Here is a 14,523-nt window from a genome sequence, read left to right on the forward strand (position 1 = left end):
GTGGACGCCTGCCGGCAGCTCGCCGCACGGAGCGGTTTCGGCAAGGGTCAGATCTTCGTCAACGGCGAGATCATCAAGACGGTGCCCGGGTCGTCGAGACCCTCATCGAGGAAGCCCTGAAGATCGCTGAGGGCATGGACGACGCCGGGACACCATCGGGGGTCCCGGCCGTCACCGTGAGCTGAGACAGGATTAGAGAGGGGGCCCGGCATGACGCTTCTGCAGAGCATCCGGGGGCCGCACGATCTCAAGACGCTCAACGAACCACAACTCGGCGAACTGGCCGAGGACATCAGGAAGTTCCTGGTGCACGCCGTGGCCAGGACCGGCGGTCACCTGGGGCCGAACCTCGGCGTGGTGGAGCTCTCCATCGCCCTGCACCGGGTCTTCGACTCGCCCGTGGACCGCATCCTGTGGGACACCGGCCACCAGAGCTACGTGCACAAACTCCTCACCGGGCGGCAGGACTTCTCCAAGCTGCGCGGCAAGGGCGGCCTCTCCGGCTACCCCTCCCGCGAGGAGTCCGCGCACGACGTCATCGAGAACTCGCACGCCTCCACGGTGCTCGGCTGGGCCGACGGCCTGGCCAAGGCCAACCAGGTGCTGGGCCGCCCCGACCACGTCGTCGCCGTCATCGGCGACGGAGCACTCACCGGCGGTATGGCCTGGGAGGCGCTGAACAACATCGCCGCCGCCAACGACCGGCCACTGATCATCGTCGTCAACGACAACGAGCGCTCCTACGCGCCGACGATCGGCGGCCTCGCCGACCACCTCGCCACGCTCCGCACCACCGACGGCTACGAACGCTTCCTCTCCTGGGGCAAGGGCGTCCTGCAGCAGACGCCCGTCATCGGGCAGCCGCTCTACGAATCGCTGCACGGCGCCAAGAAGGGGTTCAAGGACGCCTTCGCCCCGCAGGGAATGTTCGAGGACCTGGGCCTGAAGTACGTCGGTCCCATCGACGGGCACGACACCGCCGCCGTCGAGTCCGCGTTGCACCGGGCGAAACGCTTCCACGGCCCGGTGCTCGTGCACTGCATCACCGAGAAGGGCCGCGGCTATCGGCCCGCCCTCCAGGACGAGGCCGACCGGTTCCACACCGTAGGTGCGATGGACCCGCTGACCTGCGCCCCGCTCGCCCCGGCGGCCGGTCCGTCCTGGACCTCGGTGTTCGGGGACGAGATCGCCGCGATCGGGGCCGAGCGGCCGGACGTCGTCGCCATCACGGCCGCGATGCTCCACCCGGTGGGGCTGACGAAGTTCGCCGAGGCGTTCCCGGACCGGGTCTGGGACGTCGGGATCGCCGAGCAGCACGCGACCGTCTCCGCGGCGGGACTGGCGACCGGCGGACTGCACCCCGTCGTCGCCGTCTACGCCACCTTCCTCAACCGGGCCTTCGACCAGCTGCTGATGGACGTCGCGCTGCACCGCTGCGGCGTGACCTTCGTCCTGGACCGGGCCGGGGTCACCGGCCCGGACGGGGCATCCCACAACGGCATGTGGGACATGTCCCTGCTCCAGGTCGTGCCGGGGCTGCGGATCGCGGCACCGCGCGACGCCGGCCAGCTGCGGGCCCAGCTGCGCGAGGCCGTCGACGTCGATGACGCGCCGACCGTGATCCGGTTCCCCAAGGAGTCGGTGGGGGAGCCGGTCCCCGCCATCGGCCGGATCGGCGGCATGGACGTACTGCACCGCGACGAGGACCCCGATGTCCTGCTGGTCGCGGTCGGCGTCATGGCCCCCGTCTGTCTGCGGGCCGCCGATCTGCTCGCGGGCGCCGGCATCCGCTGCACCGTGGTCGACCCCCGCTGGGTCAAACCGGTCGACGAGCAGCTGGCCCCGCTCGCCGCGCGGCACCGGCTGGTCGCCGTCGTCGAGGACAACAGCCGGGCGGGAGGCGTCGGTTCGGCGGTCGGACAGGCCCTGCGGGACGCCGGGACCGACGTACCGCTGCGCACATTCGGCATTCCCGAGCAGTTCCTCGCCCACGGGAAACGCGCCGAGGTGCTCGCCGACATCGGACTCACACCGATCGAGATCACCGGCCGGATCAGCGCCGCGCTGGCCGCCGGGAAGCCGGTCGCGGCCGGCGGAAACGGACGCCCCGTCGACGACGGGTACAACGAGCGCGACGCCCTGGGCAACGGGCACAAGGAGAGCGGGGCATGAAGGACGACGGGCCCAAGGGCTTCGATCTGGCGCAGCTCCTCGCGGAGCGCGGCGCCGAGCGCTACGAGCTGCACACGAAGCACCTCAACCACCAGCTCCCGCGCATGCTGCACACCATCGGTTTCGACAAGGTCTACGAACGGGCCGAGGGCGCGCACTTCTGGGACGCGGAGGGCAACGACTACCTGGATATGCTGGCCGGCTTCGGGGTGATGGGGCTCGGCCGGCACCACCCCGTCGTACGCAAGGCGCTGCACGACGTCCTGGACGCCTCGCTCGCCGACCTCACCCGCTTCGACTGCCAGCCGCTGCCGGGGCTGCTGGCCGAGAAGCTGCTCACGCACAGCCCGCACCTGGACCGGGTGTTCTTCGGAAACAGCGGTACGGAGGCCGTCGAGACGGCGCTCAAATTCGCCCGGTACGCGACCGGGAAGCCGAGGATCCTCTACTGCACGCACGCCTTCCACGGCCTGACCACCGGTTCGCTCTCGGTCAACGGCGAGGCCGGGTTCCGGGACGGCTTCGCCCCCCTGCTGCCCGACACCGCCATCGAGCTCGGCGACCTCGACGCACTGCGGCGCGAGCTGCGGCGGGGCGATGTGGCCGGCCTGGTCGTCGAGCCGATCCAGGGCAAGGGCGTGCACGCCTCGCCGCCCGGCTTCCTGCGCGCCGCCCAGGAGCTGCTGCACAAGCACAAGGCCCTGCTCATCGCCGACGAGGTGCAGACCGGCCTGGGCCGTACCGGTGACTTCTACGCCTACCAGCACGAGGAAGGGGTCGAACCGGATCTGGTCTGCGTCGCCAAGGCGCTCTCCGGCGGCTATGTGCCGGTCGGGGCGACCCTCGGCAAGGACTGGATCTTCAAACGCGTCTACTCCTCGATGGACCGGGTGCTGGTCCACTCGGCCAGTTTCGGCTCCAACGCCCAGGCGATGGCGGCCGGGCTCGCGGTCCTCGCCGTGATGGAGGACGAGGAGACCGTGGCGAACGCCCGCCGCACCGGTGATCTGCTGCGCGAGCGGCTGGCCGCCCTGGTCGGCCGCTACGAGCTGCTGCACGAGGTGCGGGGGCGCGGGCTGATGATCGGCATCGAATTCGGCCGGCCGTCGTCGCTGAAGCTGCGCAGCCGCTGGACCATGCTCCAGGCGGCCCGCAAGGGACTCTTCGCGCAGATGGTGGTCGTACCGCTGCTCCAGAAGCACCGGATCCTCACCCAGGTCTCCGGCGACCACCTCGAAGTGATCAAACTGATTCCGCCGCTCGTCATCGACGAGACGGACGTGGATCGGTTCGTGACCGCGTTCACGGCGGTCATGGACGACGCGCACAACGGCGGGCTGATGTGGGACTTCGGCCGGACCCTGGTGAAGCAGGCGGTCGCCAACCGCTGATCGGCAAAAGGTTTGCCTCGGAGGCAAGAAATTTGCCTCCGAGGAAAGTTCCTGGCCCAATGGAGACATGAATCCTCCAGAAGGAGGGGTGGCCGACGAGCTGCCCGGTGTCGCGCCACGCCTGCGCGATCTGCGCCGGGGCCGCGGGCTCACCCTGGAGACAGCCGCCGAGCGCGCCGGGCTCTCGCCCGCCCATCTGTCCCGGCTCGAAACGGGCCGGCGGCAGCCCTCGCTGCCGATGCTGCTCGGACTTGCCAGGATCTACGGTACGACGGTCTCCGAACTGCTGGGTGAGATCCCACCGGAACGTGACTCGATCATCCGGGCCCGGAAGTTCGAGGGGGCCGAGGCCGACGGCTGGATGTACCAGCAGGCCGGTGGTCCGGGCCGGGCGATGCAGGCGCTGCGCGTCCGGGTCCCGTACGGCGCGCAGGGCGACCTGGTGCGCGTCCACCCCGGTGAGGAGTGGCTGTACGTCCTGGCCGGGCACCTCAGGGTGACCCTCGGGGACACCGTGCACGACCTCGGCCCCGGCGACAGCGCGCACTTCGACTCGCTCACCCCGCACCGGATCGCGGCACCGGAGCGCGAGGGCGCCGAGCTGCTCTTCGTCCACACCCTGCTGCAGAGCCCCGCTGCCGAGCTGTGCCTCGGCAGCGGGATCCACCGTCGCTGAGACGCCGTCCCCGCCGCCGGCGCGTCCGGTCGCCAGAGAGGACTGTCATGTCCGATTCCGAGAACTACGACCCGCTCACCCCGGCCAGGCGCAAGGAGTCCGACTCGCAGGAGAGCCGGATGCCGCGCGGGCTCGTCATCAGGCTGTTCGCCTATCTGGTGGCCGGGCACGTCATCGCGGGTTTCCTCTACCTGCTGTTCGCCGTGGGGATGCACAACCAGTAGCCGGGAGCTCGGTGTGCCGGCCGGCCGGTCACGCGTCGTCGAGGAGCCGCTCGCGCAGTCGCTCCCGGGTCTCGGGGGTGATTTTCAGCCCCTCGGAGAGGTAGCGGTCGGTGCCGCCCCAGGTCTCGTCGATCGTGGCGAAGGCCGCGGCGAGATATTCGCTGTGGGCGCCGAAGAGCGGGCTGAGGAGCTCCATCACCTCGGGCGACATCCCGGCCGCCGAGGTGTCGCTGCGGCGCACCCGGTAGCGGCGGTGGGCGTCGTTGGACTTGAGGTAGTCGGCCTCGACGGCTTCGCGCCCGACGCCGACCGCGAGCAGCGAGACCGCGATCGAGAGCCCCGCCCGGTCCTTGCCGGCCGCGCAGTGCATCAGGGCGGGGACGCTGTCCTCGGCCAGGGCGTGCAGCACGCGGCTGTGCTCGGCGGTGCGCTCCAGGATGATCGTCCGGTAGGAGGCGACCATGCGGTCGGTCCCCTTGCCGCCGTCGAGGAGGCCGCGCAGCTCGTCCGTGTTGCCGTCGCGCACCATCCGCCAGAACTCGGCGCCGTCCGCCGGGTCGGTGAGGGGGATGTTCACATTGCGTACGCCGGGCAGCTCGACGTCCAGTCCGTCCAGCTTCAGGTCGGCGGCATTGCGGAAGTCGAAGACGGTGTGGAGGCCGAGACCGCCGAGGAACGCGGCGTCCTCGGCGGTGGCGCCCGCCAGGTGACCGCTGCGGTAGAGCCGTCCGTACCGCACCCGGCGGCCGTCCGCGGTGGGCAGTCCGCCCACGTCACGGAAATTACGGACCCCCGCCAGCTCGGGTTCCGTCGACGGGGTCTGCGGCAGCTGCTGCGTCACGGTCACTCCTGGAGGCTCTGCCGCCGACGCGTGTCGCCGACGGGTCCACTCCCGTGACGATACGACATCGGATACTCGGGCAATCGTCTCGGTGACGGCCCCGCGCGGACTCCTGGGTGGGGCCCCGTCTGCGGCTCCGGTGCGAACTACGGGCGTGACATGTCCGTATTGAGGCTTTGGTCGAACATGCCCTGCTTGTGCGGGAGATGATCGCCCCCTCGTGAGCGGGATCATATCCGTGACGGTGTGTGGCGACGCCGCGGCTGGGTATTCCATGCGCCGCGCGGAAAGCCAAGATCCGTAATCCACGGAGTGTGACCGGAATTCCGCTCCGATTTCCCGGAGTGGAATCCGGTGTGGAACCCATGGCTTGTTTCCGCCGTCCCCACTCGCTTACGTTCGCTCTCAATCCGGATGGAACGCCTAATCCTGCCGCCGTCCGGAATTCGCACCCACTCACCGTGTGGCAGGAGCGGGGGAACCAGGTAAGCCGCCGACCGGAGAGATCCGGCCGGCTCGGGGTGAAGTCGCGCCAGGCGCGACCGGGCATCTCCAGCCCGAACCCGACAGCTCACCTCGTAGGCGCCGGAGAGGAAATTCTTCATGCCCATATCGGGTAAGCACCGCCGTCCGAAGTCCAGCACCATCGCCCGCGCCGTCGTCGTCGCGAGCGCCGGCGGAGCCGTCATCGCGCTTCCGCTGCTCGGCGCCACCGGTGCCAACGCCGCGGAGCAGGCCGCTCCCGGCACCGCGAACTCGGCCGTCGCCACGCACGCCGCCCAGGCCAAGCCGGTCTCGGAGAAGCAGGACGGCACCGCGACGTACTCCGTGGTCTCCGGCGACTACCTGTCGAAGATCGCTGCCGAGCACAAGCTCAAGGGTGGCTGGGAGAAGCTGTACCAGGACAACCGCAAGGTCGTCGGCGACGACCCGAGCCTGATCTTCCCGGGCATGAAGCTGACGCTCGGCGGCAAGGCCTGGGGCCACGCCTCGACCACCGGCTCGCCCACCTCCGCGGGTGCCACCACCCCGTCGAAGGCTCCCTCCAAGGCTCCTTCCAAGGCTCCGGCCAAGACCGAGTCCAAGGCCCCCACGGCCTCCAACGCCGCGTCCTCCTCCGACGCCCAGGCGTCCAACGGGACCTCGGCCCCGGCCGAGCGGAGCACCGGCTCCGGTTACGTCCACCCGGTTCCCGGCAACCACACCACCGCCTACCGTGCCTCCGGCGCCAGCTGGTCCAGCGGCAGCCACACCGGCATCGACTTCCCCGTGTCCACCGGCACCAGCGTGAAGGCGATCACCTCGGGCACCGTCGTCACCGCCGGCTGGGGCGGCGCGTACGGCAACGAGGTCGTCATCAAGCACGCCGACGGCCACTACTCGCAGTACGGACACATGTCCTCGCTCTCCGTCTCGGCGGGCCAGACCGTGACCGCGGGCCAGCAGGTCGGCCTCTCCGGCGCCACCGGCAACGCGACCGGCCCGCACCTGCACTTCGAGATCCGCACGGGTCCGGCGTACGGCTCGGACGTCGACCCGATCGCCTACCTGGCGTCGAACGGGATCAACGTCTGATCCAGGCAGCACCGGTCCGGTAACCCGGACCTGAGCAATACACAGAGGGACGGTGCGCGGCGGCGCACCGTCCCTCTGCTTATTCCCCCTTTACCAAAACCTGACCGGGTGGTCTATCTCACCACCCGTCAACCCCGTATTACGGTCGCGTAGGTCACATTCGACGGTGCAGGATATGCCCTTGTGGCAAACGATTCGAGAAACATCCGACAGAGCGTCATCAACAGGCAGGGCGCCATCGAGTCGTACGCGGCGATTGGCGACAGCTTCACCGAGGGAGTCGGCGATCTCGGCCCCGACGGGACATTCGTCGGCTGGGCGGACAGGTTCGCGGTCATCCTCGCTGACCAGCTCCCGGACCCCGGAACGGCACCGGGCCTCGCAGGCGCCGCGCACGGGAACTTCAGGTACGCCAATCTCGCCGTACGAGGACGTCTCCTCGACCAGATAGTCGAGGAGCAGGTGCCCCGCGCCAGGGAACTCGCCCCCGACCTGGTGAGCTTCTGCGCGGGCGGCAACGACATCATCCGGCCGGGCACCGATCCCGACGACGTCGCCGAGCGCTTCGAGCGCGCTGTCGCGGAGCTGACCGAATCGGTCGGCACCGTCATGGTCACCACCGGCTTCGACACTCGCGGCGTTCCCGTGCTGCGCCATCTGCGCGGCAAGATCGCCACCTACACCGCCCATGTGCGGTCCATCGCGGACCGCTACGACTGCCCGGTGCTCGACCTCTGGTCGCTGCGCTCGGTGCAGGACCGCCGCGCCTGGGACGGCGACCGGCTGCATCTGTCGCCCGAGGGACACACCCGGGTCGCGCTGCGCGCCGCCCAGGTCCTCGGCGTCGACGTACCGGCCGACCCCGACCAGGAGTGGCCGCCGCAGGCGCACCGGGGAACGCTGGAGGTCCGGCGCGACGACATCCACTGGGCCCGCGAGTACCTGGTGCCGTGGATCGGGCGCAGGCTGCGCGGCGAGTCGTCGGGGGACCACGTGGAGGCCAAACGGCCGGACCTGCTGCCGCTCTGAGGGGTGCGACCCGATCAGGGACCCACCCGCTCGACGGAGTGCGGCGTCCGGGCCGGGACGCGTTCCAGCACACCGCCCGCGAACACGTCGTACAGCGGCAGTGTCTCCAGATGGACGTAGCCGATGTGGCAGTCGCACACCGCCAGCGGGCAGGCCCGCGGGCCGAGCGCCCCGCGGTAGCTGCCGTCGTAGAGGTTGCCGAGCTCGGCCCGGACGAAGTGGCAGCGGCGCACCGTGCCGTCCCCGTCCACCGAGATGACCGACTCACCGGTCCGGCAGGGCAGCCCGGCCGAGCGGTGCGGATGACGGCTGTACGGGAACAGCGGGTCGATCTCCGTCCACCGGTCGGCCTCCTCGTCCGTATAGCTGTGCCCCTCCGCGGCGTTGACCCAGAGGTAGACCTCTTCGGGGAGCGCCGCCCGCAGCCGCCGGGCCTCTTCGAGATGGCCGTCAAGACCGACCACCCCGACGCTGTGGCGGATCCCCAGCGACGTCAGTTCCCCGCACCGGGCCAGGAAGCGCTCGTACGGCGTCTGGCCCGGGTGGTACGTGCACCAGAGCGCGATCTTGTCCCGGCCCGCGGTGCCCGCCGCGGCCAGCCACTGCGTACGGCCGCTGAGGTTCGTCTGGATCGCCACCCGGCGGATGTGCGGCAGCCGGGCCAGCTCGACCAGCGCCCGGCGGTACCAGGAGCGGACCAGCCCCTCGCCCCACGGGGTGAACAGCACCGAGACCCGGTCGTCGGTCTGCGCCGCCGCCCACGCGGTGAACCGCTCCAGCGCGGCCCGGTCGGCCCGCAGCTGCTCCCGGCTGTCGCGCCGCTTGGCGAACGGACAGTACGGGCAGTCGTAATCGCACGACGCGAGCGGACCGCGGTAGAGGATCGTCAGGTCCATGAGGGGCTCACTTCAGCTCGTACGAGGCCATCGCGGCCCGCACGGCGGGGGAGAAGAGGTCGGGGCCCAGGGCGTCGGAGTGCGCCAGCCCCTCGGGCGACAGACGCAGCAGCCCGGCGGCCGCCCCGTCCGGATCGAGCCAGCCCCGCTCCTCGAACAGGGCCAGCTCCTCGCGGAAGTCCTCGTGGGGAGAGGTGCCGAACCGCTCCCGGTACTCCGGCAGCCGCAGCCCCTCGGCCTGGAGGACCGACTGGAGGAGATGACGGCGGCGCGCCTCACCGCCGTCGGTGTACCGGCCGACCTCGGCGTACGAGAAGTCCTCGGCCGACGTGTAGTCGTCGATGATCCCCCGCACTTTCCCCGTCTCCACGGCGTAGTCGAAGGAGTAGTGCAGCCCGGAGGTGTACGAGCGGGCGCCGCAGCCCAGGCCGATCATGCCGTCGGTCTGGCAGGCGTAGTCGTCGGGGCCGCCGGCCCGCGGGGCGTCGGCGCGGTGGAACATCCGCATCGACACCTGCTCGTAGCCGTGGGCGAGGAGGTGATCGCGGCCCGCGCGGTACAGCCGCAGCCGCTGCTCGTCCCAGGCGGACTCCGCGTCCGCGGCCGAGGCGGCGATCCTGCCGAGGCCGGTCAGCGGACGTATGTACAGCGGGTAGAGGTACAGCTCCTCCGGCCGCCACCGGAGGGCCGCGTCCAGCGAGGTGCGCCAGCTCGCCTCCGTCTGTCCGTCGATGCCATAGATCAGGTCGATGTTGAGGACCGGGATCCGGGCGTCCCGGATCAGCCCGAGGGCCGACTCCACATCGGCACGGCGCTGCGGACGGACCGCCGCACGCGCCTCGGCCTCGACGAAGCTCTGCACACCGATGCTGATCCTGGTCACCCCCCGGTCGGCGAGGACGGCCAGCCGGTCGGCCGTCGCGGTCGACGGTGACGTCTCGACCGACAGCGGAACCGACCGGAGATCGGCGCCCATCCGCTTCTCCGCTATGTCGCACAGGCGCTCCAGCTCGCCCGCAGTCAGGAAGGTGGGGGTCCCGCCGCCGAAGGCCGCCGCGGCGAACCGCACCGGTTCCGTGTCGCCCAGCGCGTCCCGTACAGCCGTCGCCTGGCGGTCCAGTGCGTCGAGGTAGCGGGTGGTGAGCTCGTCGGGGGCGCCGATGCGGGTGAAGAGGTTGCAGAAGCCGCAGCGGACCTCGCAGAACGGTATGTGGAGATAGAGCGAGAGCGCGTCCTTGCGTTCTGCGGCCCACAGCTCACTCAGCGCGGGCCGCCCGCCCGGGTGCTCGGACAGCCTGCCGTACGCCGTCTTGTGCGGATAGGCGTAGACGTAGCTCTGGTACGGACGGGGGGTGAGGCGGGGGGAGTGCGGACTGTTCATCGGGCGGTGGCCCCCGGTTCCAGGAAGAAATGGGCGTACGGAACGGTCCAGACGGACTCGTGTCCGAGCCGGTGACCGGTGTAGCCGTCGTCGCCGTACGCCGTGCCGTGGTCGGAGCAGACGACGGCGAACGCCCGGCGGCGGCTGCTCGCGGCGGCGAAGAGGCGGCCGACATGGGCGTCGACGTACTCCAGCGCGGCGGCGTGGGTGGCGCGGCTGTCACCCGAGTCACGGGTGGCCCCCGGCAGGTGGAACCAGTTCGGCTGGTGCAGCGCGGAGACGTTGACGAAGAGGAACAGGCGTTGTCCGGGGGGAAGCCGCTCGACGACGCGTTCCGCGCGGGTCACCTGCGCCTCGAAGGACGTGTCCGAGGCGACGCCGAACTCGGGCTCCCAGTACGCCTCCTGGAACATTCCGGGCAGCACCGAGCCGAGCGGTGCCTGCCGGTTGAAGAACCCGACGCCGCCGATGCACACCGTGCGGTAGCCGGCCGCGGCCAGGCCCGACACCAGGTCGGGGGTGTCGAAGACGAAGGTGCGCTCCGCGGTGGTCTCGCTGCCCGCGAACCGGGCGGCGAACAGCCGCGGATGCGGCCCCGGGGCGGCCGGTGTGGGCAGGAATCCCGCGAAGATCGCCTGGTGCGACGCGTACGTGAAACTCCCAGGGGTGTGCCGGCGCTCCCAGACGCCCCCCGGCAGGTGCCGGGCCAGGTTCGGGATGCGGCCGGCGGCGGCGAGCTCCGCCGCGACGTCGTACCGCAGGGTGTCCAGGGTGACGAGCAGCAGATCGTGACTGCCGACGACCTCGCTCATATCGGGGTTCAGGGCGTCCATGACGCCGGACGGGGGTTCAGGTCGCTGCGTCGGCACGGTGGTTCCTTGCTCTGTTCAGTACGGCGGCGACCTGCGCCGCGTAGGTGTCCAGGCCCTCGGCGCCGCTGCCAGGCAGACCGGTCAGACGCGGCAGCAGATCGCCGAAGGCGTTGACCTCGCCGACGGCGAAGCGCCGCCAGCCGGTCGACGGAAGCAGATCGACGCCCACGCACAGCGTGTCCGGGAAGGCGGCGCCCGCCCGCTCGCACACGGCCAGGGCCTCGCTCCAACTGCCGCCCGCCGCCCCGACGGCGGCCCGCACCTCGTCCAGATCGCCGCGCGTGCCGCCGAGGTGCAGATTGGTCATGGGGGAGCGGCTGGTGCGGACGACGGCATGGGTGGCACGGCCGTCCACCACCACGACCCGCAGATCCGCGGCCCGGCCGCGCTGCGAGGCCTTCGGCAGCCAGCGCTCGACGTGCAGACCGTCCGGCGCGAGGGCGTCCACGATCGCCGCCACCTCCCGCTCCGTGGTGAGGTGACGCACCCGCAGTGAGTTGTGGAGCTTTCCCCGCGGGGTCCGCTCGACGGAAGTGGCCGCCCGGATCCGGCCGGGCCCGGCCGTCTCGACGGCCAGTACCCCGGAGGCGGAGGACCCGTGCGCGGGCTTCACGAACACCCTCGCCATCCGGCGGTCCGCCATCAGCATGCGCACATCCGCCCACCCGCGCACGGGCGGCGCGGCGGCGCCCGACGTCGGCGAGAGCGGCACCGGCACTCCCGCCGCGTCCAGCACGCCGTGACAGAGGCGCTTGTCGAACAGCACCGCGATGTCGCCGGGACCGTCCAGCAGCACCGCGCCCGCCCCGGCCGCCGCCCGCGCCACCTCCCGTACGGCGGAGGTGAACCGTGCGTACCAGAGGGACGAACCCTCCACCCTGGTCGGGTCGTCGACGCCGCGCAGCAGCCGCTCGACCTCGGCGTCCTCACCGGGCGATTCGATGCGAACGGTCTCCCCGGGCAGGAAGACCGCCGCCCCCGCCAGCACGTCGAGCCAGGACACGGTGCGGGCCGGGGGCAGTCCGGCGGCGCGCACGGCGTCCCGGAAGAGGTCCACCCGGCGGTTGCCGGGATTGCCGACGACCGCGAAGCGCGGCGGCGCGCTATTCGCTGACCGCGACATAGCGGGGCTCGTCATCCTCTGGATCCCAGTAGTCCGCCTCGTCGAGATCGAGGTGGGTGCCCGACCGGCCGCACAGCTCCCGGAAGCGCTCCATCAGCGGATCGGTGAGGTAGTGGTGACGCAGATCCAGCGACGTCAGATGGGTGAGCGGCTGACCGCCGAGGAGGGCCACGGCTCCCGTGTCGCTGAGGGTCCCCATGGACAGCGCGAGCGACTCCAGCCGGGCGACGACCGGGGCGGAGGCCACCGCCGCGGCGATCTCGTCCTGGATCTCGCTGTTCTGCAGGCCGAGATGGCGAAGCCGGGGAAAACCACCGCCCGCCAGCACCGGCCGCAGGTCCTCGACGGTGGCGTCACCGCCGTACCAGCCGGAACCGAACCAGAACTCCAGCCGCTCCAGGGCAGGCAGTTCGCAGGTCCCGACCGCCCGTACGACATGGCCGGGCAGGCCGCCGGACTCGAACCTCAGTGACTTCAGCGCCTCGTGCCGCACCGGACGCAGCCGAAGCTTCTCCTCCTCGGCGACGCTGTCCCCACCGCCGCGCACGGTCAGCTCCTCAAGGAGCGGGAACGCTTCGAGCACCGGCGTGATGTCGCACATGTCGAGCCACGACACCTCGCACTCCTCGCCGACCACATCGGCGAGGAACAGTGCGCGCAGACCGGTGAAACGGCCCGCCGCGGAGGCGAGCTGTTCGACGACGGGGGCGAGAGCGGAGAACTCGTCCTCCCACCACGGGCCGATCAGCAGGGCCCGGACCCCGGCCGTGTCGACCGTGTCGAGGAAGTGCTGCCAGAGCTCCGGGAACGTCACCCCGTCCGGGCCGCAGTCCAGCCTCCAGGCCACCGACTCCGCCGCAGGAAGCGCCCGCACACCGGCGTCGTCCAGGGACGGCAGGGTCAGCACGGGAAGGCCGTGGAAGACCTCGGGGTGTTCGATGCCGTTCATCGCCGCATCACTCCGACACCGTGGTGTAGCGCCCCTCGGCCCCGCGGTCGTCCCACGGCGTGCAGCGATCCGACAGATCGACCCGTACGCCGTACGGCTCCAGGGCCTCGGCGATCCGGCGCTCGACCGGCTCGGAGAGGAAGTGGTGGTGCAGATCGAGCACGTCGAGGTGGGTCAGCGGCTGACCCTCCAGCAGCGCGGCCGCGCCCTCGTCCCCGAGGGTGCCGCACGACAGATCGAGCGTGCGCAGCCGGGCCACGAGTGGGGCCGAGGCGATGGCCGCCGCGATCTCGTTCTCCACCTCGCTGTTGCGCAGGCCGAGATGGTGCAGGGCCGGGAACCGGGTGCCGGACAGCAGCGTCGCGAGATCCGCCACATCGGTGTCGCCGCCGTAGGCGGAGACTCCCAGCCAGAGATCGAGCCGCTCCAGCGAGGGCAACTCGCTGTCCAGCACCCCGCGCACCACCGCGACCGGCAGCCCGCCCGTCTCGATCGTGAGCGAACGCAGGCGCTCGTGCCGGGTGGGCGGGAAGACGAGATCCGTTCCGCCGCGCACCCCGAGTTCCACCAGCGCGGGGTAGGCGGCGAGGAGAGCGGTGACATCGCTCTGCTGGATCCAGGAGATCTCCGACTCCTCCATCGTCAGATCGCCGACGAACACGGCCTCCAGCGACGTCAGCCGGTCGGCGGCCGCCGTCACCAGACCGATCGGGAAGGACGAGTCCTCCTCGTACGACTCGCCCCACTGCCCGATGATCAGCGCCCGCACACCGGCCGGATCGACGGTCTCCAGGAACGCGGCGAACTCCTGCTCCCAGGTGCGGTCCTCGTCCTCGTACGGGTCGACGCGGACGCGCCAGGCGGCTGTGTCGGCGGCCGGCCGGGGGCCGCCGTCCGTCCCGGACTGGAAATCGACGGCCGGAAGGCCGAGCAACGCGTGCAGGTGGTCCACATCGGACATGGCCCTGAGCTCCTGATGACGGCGACGGATTGACGTCCGCAAGGTGTATCAAGACCCACTGACAACGGGGCGACCGGGCCCGGCACCGGGCGCTCCGCGGCCGATTGAAGCTCCTATTGCTGTCAAGCGGTCTGGAGCCAGTCGCGGTAGGCGAGGGCGAAGTCGTCGTCTCTGCTGAGTCCTCTTTCGAGCCTGGAGATGGCGGTTGGCCAGATACCGAAGTGCTGGGCGGCGGCGGTGAGGGTGATGTTCTTTGTCTGTCGCAGGGGCCGCAGGTCATCGATGCCGGGCGCGGTCACCGTGGTGGTCAGGCAGCGGAATATCTCCCGCGCGATGGCCCGTTTCAGCAATCGGATGATCTCTTTCTTCGTTCGTCCGGCAGCGGTTTGTCGTGCGACGTATTCGCGGGTCCTGGCGTCGCTGGACATGCGGA

The 14,523-nt window shown here is 70.9% G+C and carries 14 protein-coding genes, 1 pseudogene and 1 riboswitch; of the genes and pseudogenes, 7 read left to right on the top strand and 8 right to left on the bottom strand.

Annotation, left to right across the window (positions count from 1 at the left end; genetic code table 11):
• Positions 1-30: 30 nt before the first annotated feature.
• The 5 genes and pseudogenes from AB0I52_RS28755 to AB0I52_RS28775 all read left to right on the top strand — a co-directional run.
• Positions 31-185 (top strand): annotated as a pseudogene (locus AB0I52_RS28755) (4-hydroxy-3-methylbut-2-en-1-yl diphosphate synthase); the annotation flags it as partial.
• 25 nt (positions 186-210) lie between these two features.
• A complete protein-coding gene (dxs, locus tag AB0I52_RS28760; protein ID WP_363077463.1) occupies positions 211-2,172 on the top strand; it encodes a 1-deoxy-D-xylulose-5-phosphate synthase in 1,962 nt (653 codons plus the stop codon).
• The gene (locus tag AB0I52_RS28765) at positions 2,169-3,563 is read left to right on the top strand and encodes an aspartate aminotransferase family protein (RefSeq protein WP_363077465.1); all 1,395 of its coding nucleotides are present in this window, start codon (positions 2,169-2,171) and stop codon (positions 3,561-3,563) included. Before dxs ends, AB0I52_RS28765 begins: the two co-directional genes overlap by 4 nt.
• A 67-nt stretch (positions 3,564-3,630) precedes the next feature.
• Positions 3,631-4,239 carry an XRE family transcriptional regulator gene (locus AB0I52_RS28770; protein ID WP_363077467.1) on the top strand — a complete coding sequence of 203 codons (609 nt, stop codon included), beginning with the start codon at positions 3,631-3,633 and terminating at the stop codon, positions 4,237-4,239.
• A 47-nt stretch (positions 4,240-4,286) separates the two neighbouring features.
• The gene (locus AB0I52_RS28775; RefSeq protein ID WP_363077469.1) at positions 4,287-4,463 is read left to right on the top strand and encodes a DUF6126 family protein; all 177 of its coding nucleotides are present in this window, start codon (positions 4,287-4,289) and stop codon (positions 4,461-4,463) included.
• A gap of 28 nt (positions 4,464-4,491) precedes the next feature.
• On the opposite strand, the gene AB0I52_RS28780 is transcribed toward AB0I52_RS28775, so the two are convergent.
• Entirely contained in the window at positions 4,492-5,304 is an 813-nt protein-coding gene (locus tag AB0I52_RS28780; protein WP_363077471.1) for a tyrosine-protein phosphatase, read from the bottom strand.
• Between the two features lie 410 nt (positions 5,305-5,714).
• A riboswitch (cyclic di-AMP (ydaO/yuaA leader) is annotated at positions 5,715-5,904 on the top strand.
• 3 nt (positions 5,905-5,907) lie between these two features.
• Here AB0I52_RS28780 and AB0I52_RS28785 point away from each other — a divergent pair.
• Both AB0I52_RS28785 and AB0I52_RS28790 read left to right on the top strand, forming a co-directional pair.
• Positions 5,908-6,879 carry a peptidoglycan DD-metalloendopeptidase family protein gene (locus AB0I52_RS28785; RefSeq protein WP_363077473.1) on the top strand — a complete coding sequence of 324 codons (972 nt, stop codon included), beginning with the start codon at positions 5,908-5,910 and terminating at the stop codon, positions 6,877-6,879.
• Positions 6,880-7,062: 183 nt separating this feature from the next.
• Positions 7,063-7,908 carry an SGNH/GDSL hydrolase family protein gene (locus AB0I52_RS28790; protein WP_363077475.1) on the top strand — a complete coding sequence of 282 codons (846 nt, stop codon included), beginning with the start codon at positions 7,063-7,065 and terminating at the stop codon, positions 7,906-7,908.
• 14 nt (positions 7,909-7,922) lie between these two features.
• Here the strand turns inward: AB0I52_RS28790 and AB0I52_RS28795 are convergent, their stop codons facing one another.
• The 7 genes from AB0I52_RS28795 to AB0I52_RS28825 form a co-directional block, all read right to left on the bottom strand.
• Positions 7,923-8,804 (bottom strand): STM4011 family radical SAM protein, encoded by an 882-nt coding sequence (locus AB0I52_RS28795; RefSeq protein ID WP_363077477.1) that lies wholly within the window; start codon positions 8,802-8,804, stop codon positions 7,923-7,925.
• Between the two features lie 7 nt (positions 8,805-8,811).
• Positions 8,812-10,185 (bottom strand): STM4012 family radical SAM protein, encoded by a 1,374-nt coding sequence (locus tag AB0I52_RS28800; protein ID WP_363077479.1) that lies wholly within the window; start codon positions 10,183-10,185, stop codon positions 8,812-8,814.
• A complete protein-coding gene (locus AB0I52_RS28805) occupies positions 10,182-10,997 on the bottom strand; it encodes an STM4013/SEN3800 family hydrolase (RefSeq protein WP_363077491.1) in 816 nt (271 codons plus the stop codon). Before AB0I52_RS28805 ends, AB0I52_RS28800 begins: the two co-directional genes overlap by 4 nt.
• Positions 10,998-11,034: 37 nt before the next feature.
• On the bottom strand, positions 11,035-12,180 hold the full coding sequence (locus tag AB0I52_RS28810) for an STM4014 family protein (protein WP_363077481.1): 1,146 nt from the start codon (positions 12,178-12,180) through the stop codon (positions 11,035-11,037).
• Positions 12,161-13,129, bottom strand: coding sequence for an STM4015 family protein (locus tag AB0I52_RS28815; RefSeq protein ID WP_363077483.1), 969 nt, complete (start codon positions 13,127-13,129; stop codon positions 12,161-12,163). The genes AB0I52_RS28810 and AB0I52_RS28815 overlap by 20 nt, the downstream gene beginning before the upstream one ends.
• Positions 13,130-13,136: 7 nt before the next feature.
• Positions 13,137-14,090 (bottom strand): STM4015 family protein, encoded by a 954-nt coding sequence (locus AB0I52_RS28820; RefSeq protein ID WP_363077485.1) that lies wholly within the window; start codon positions 14,088-14,090, stop codon positions 13,137-13,139.
• Between the two features lie 122 nt (positions 14,091-14,212).
• On the bottom strand, positions 14,213-14,523 hold a 311-nt coding region (locus AB0I52_RS28825), incomplete at its 5' end, for a hypothetical protein (RefSeq protein WP_363077487.1).

This window comes from Streptomyces sp. NPDC050423 (genome assembly GCF_040655445.1).
In the GTDB taxonomy this organism is placed as follows: Bacteria; Actinomycetota; Actinomycetes; order Streptomycetales; family Streptomycetaceae; genus Streptomyces.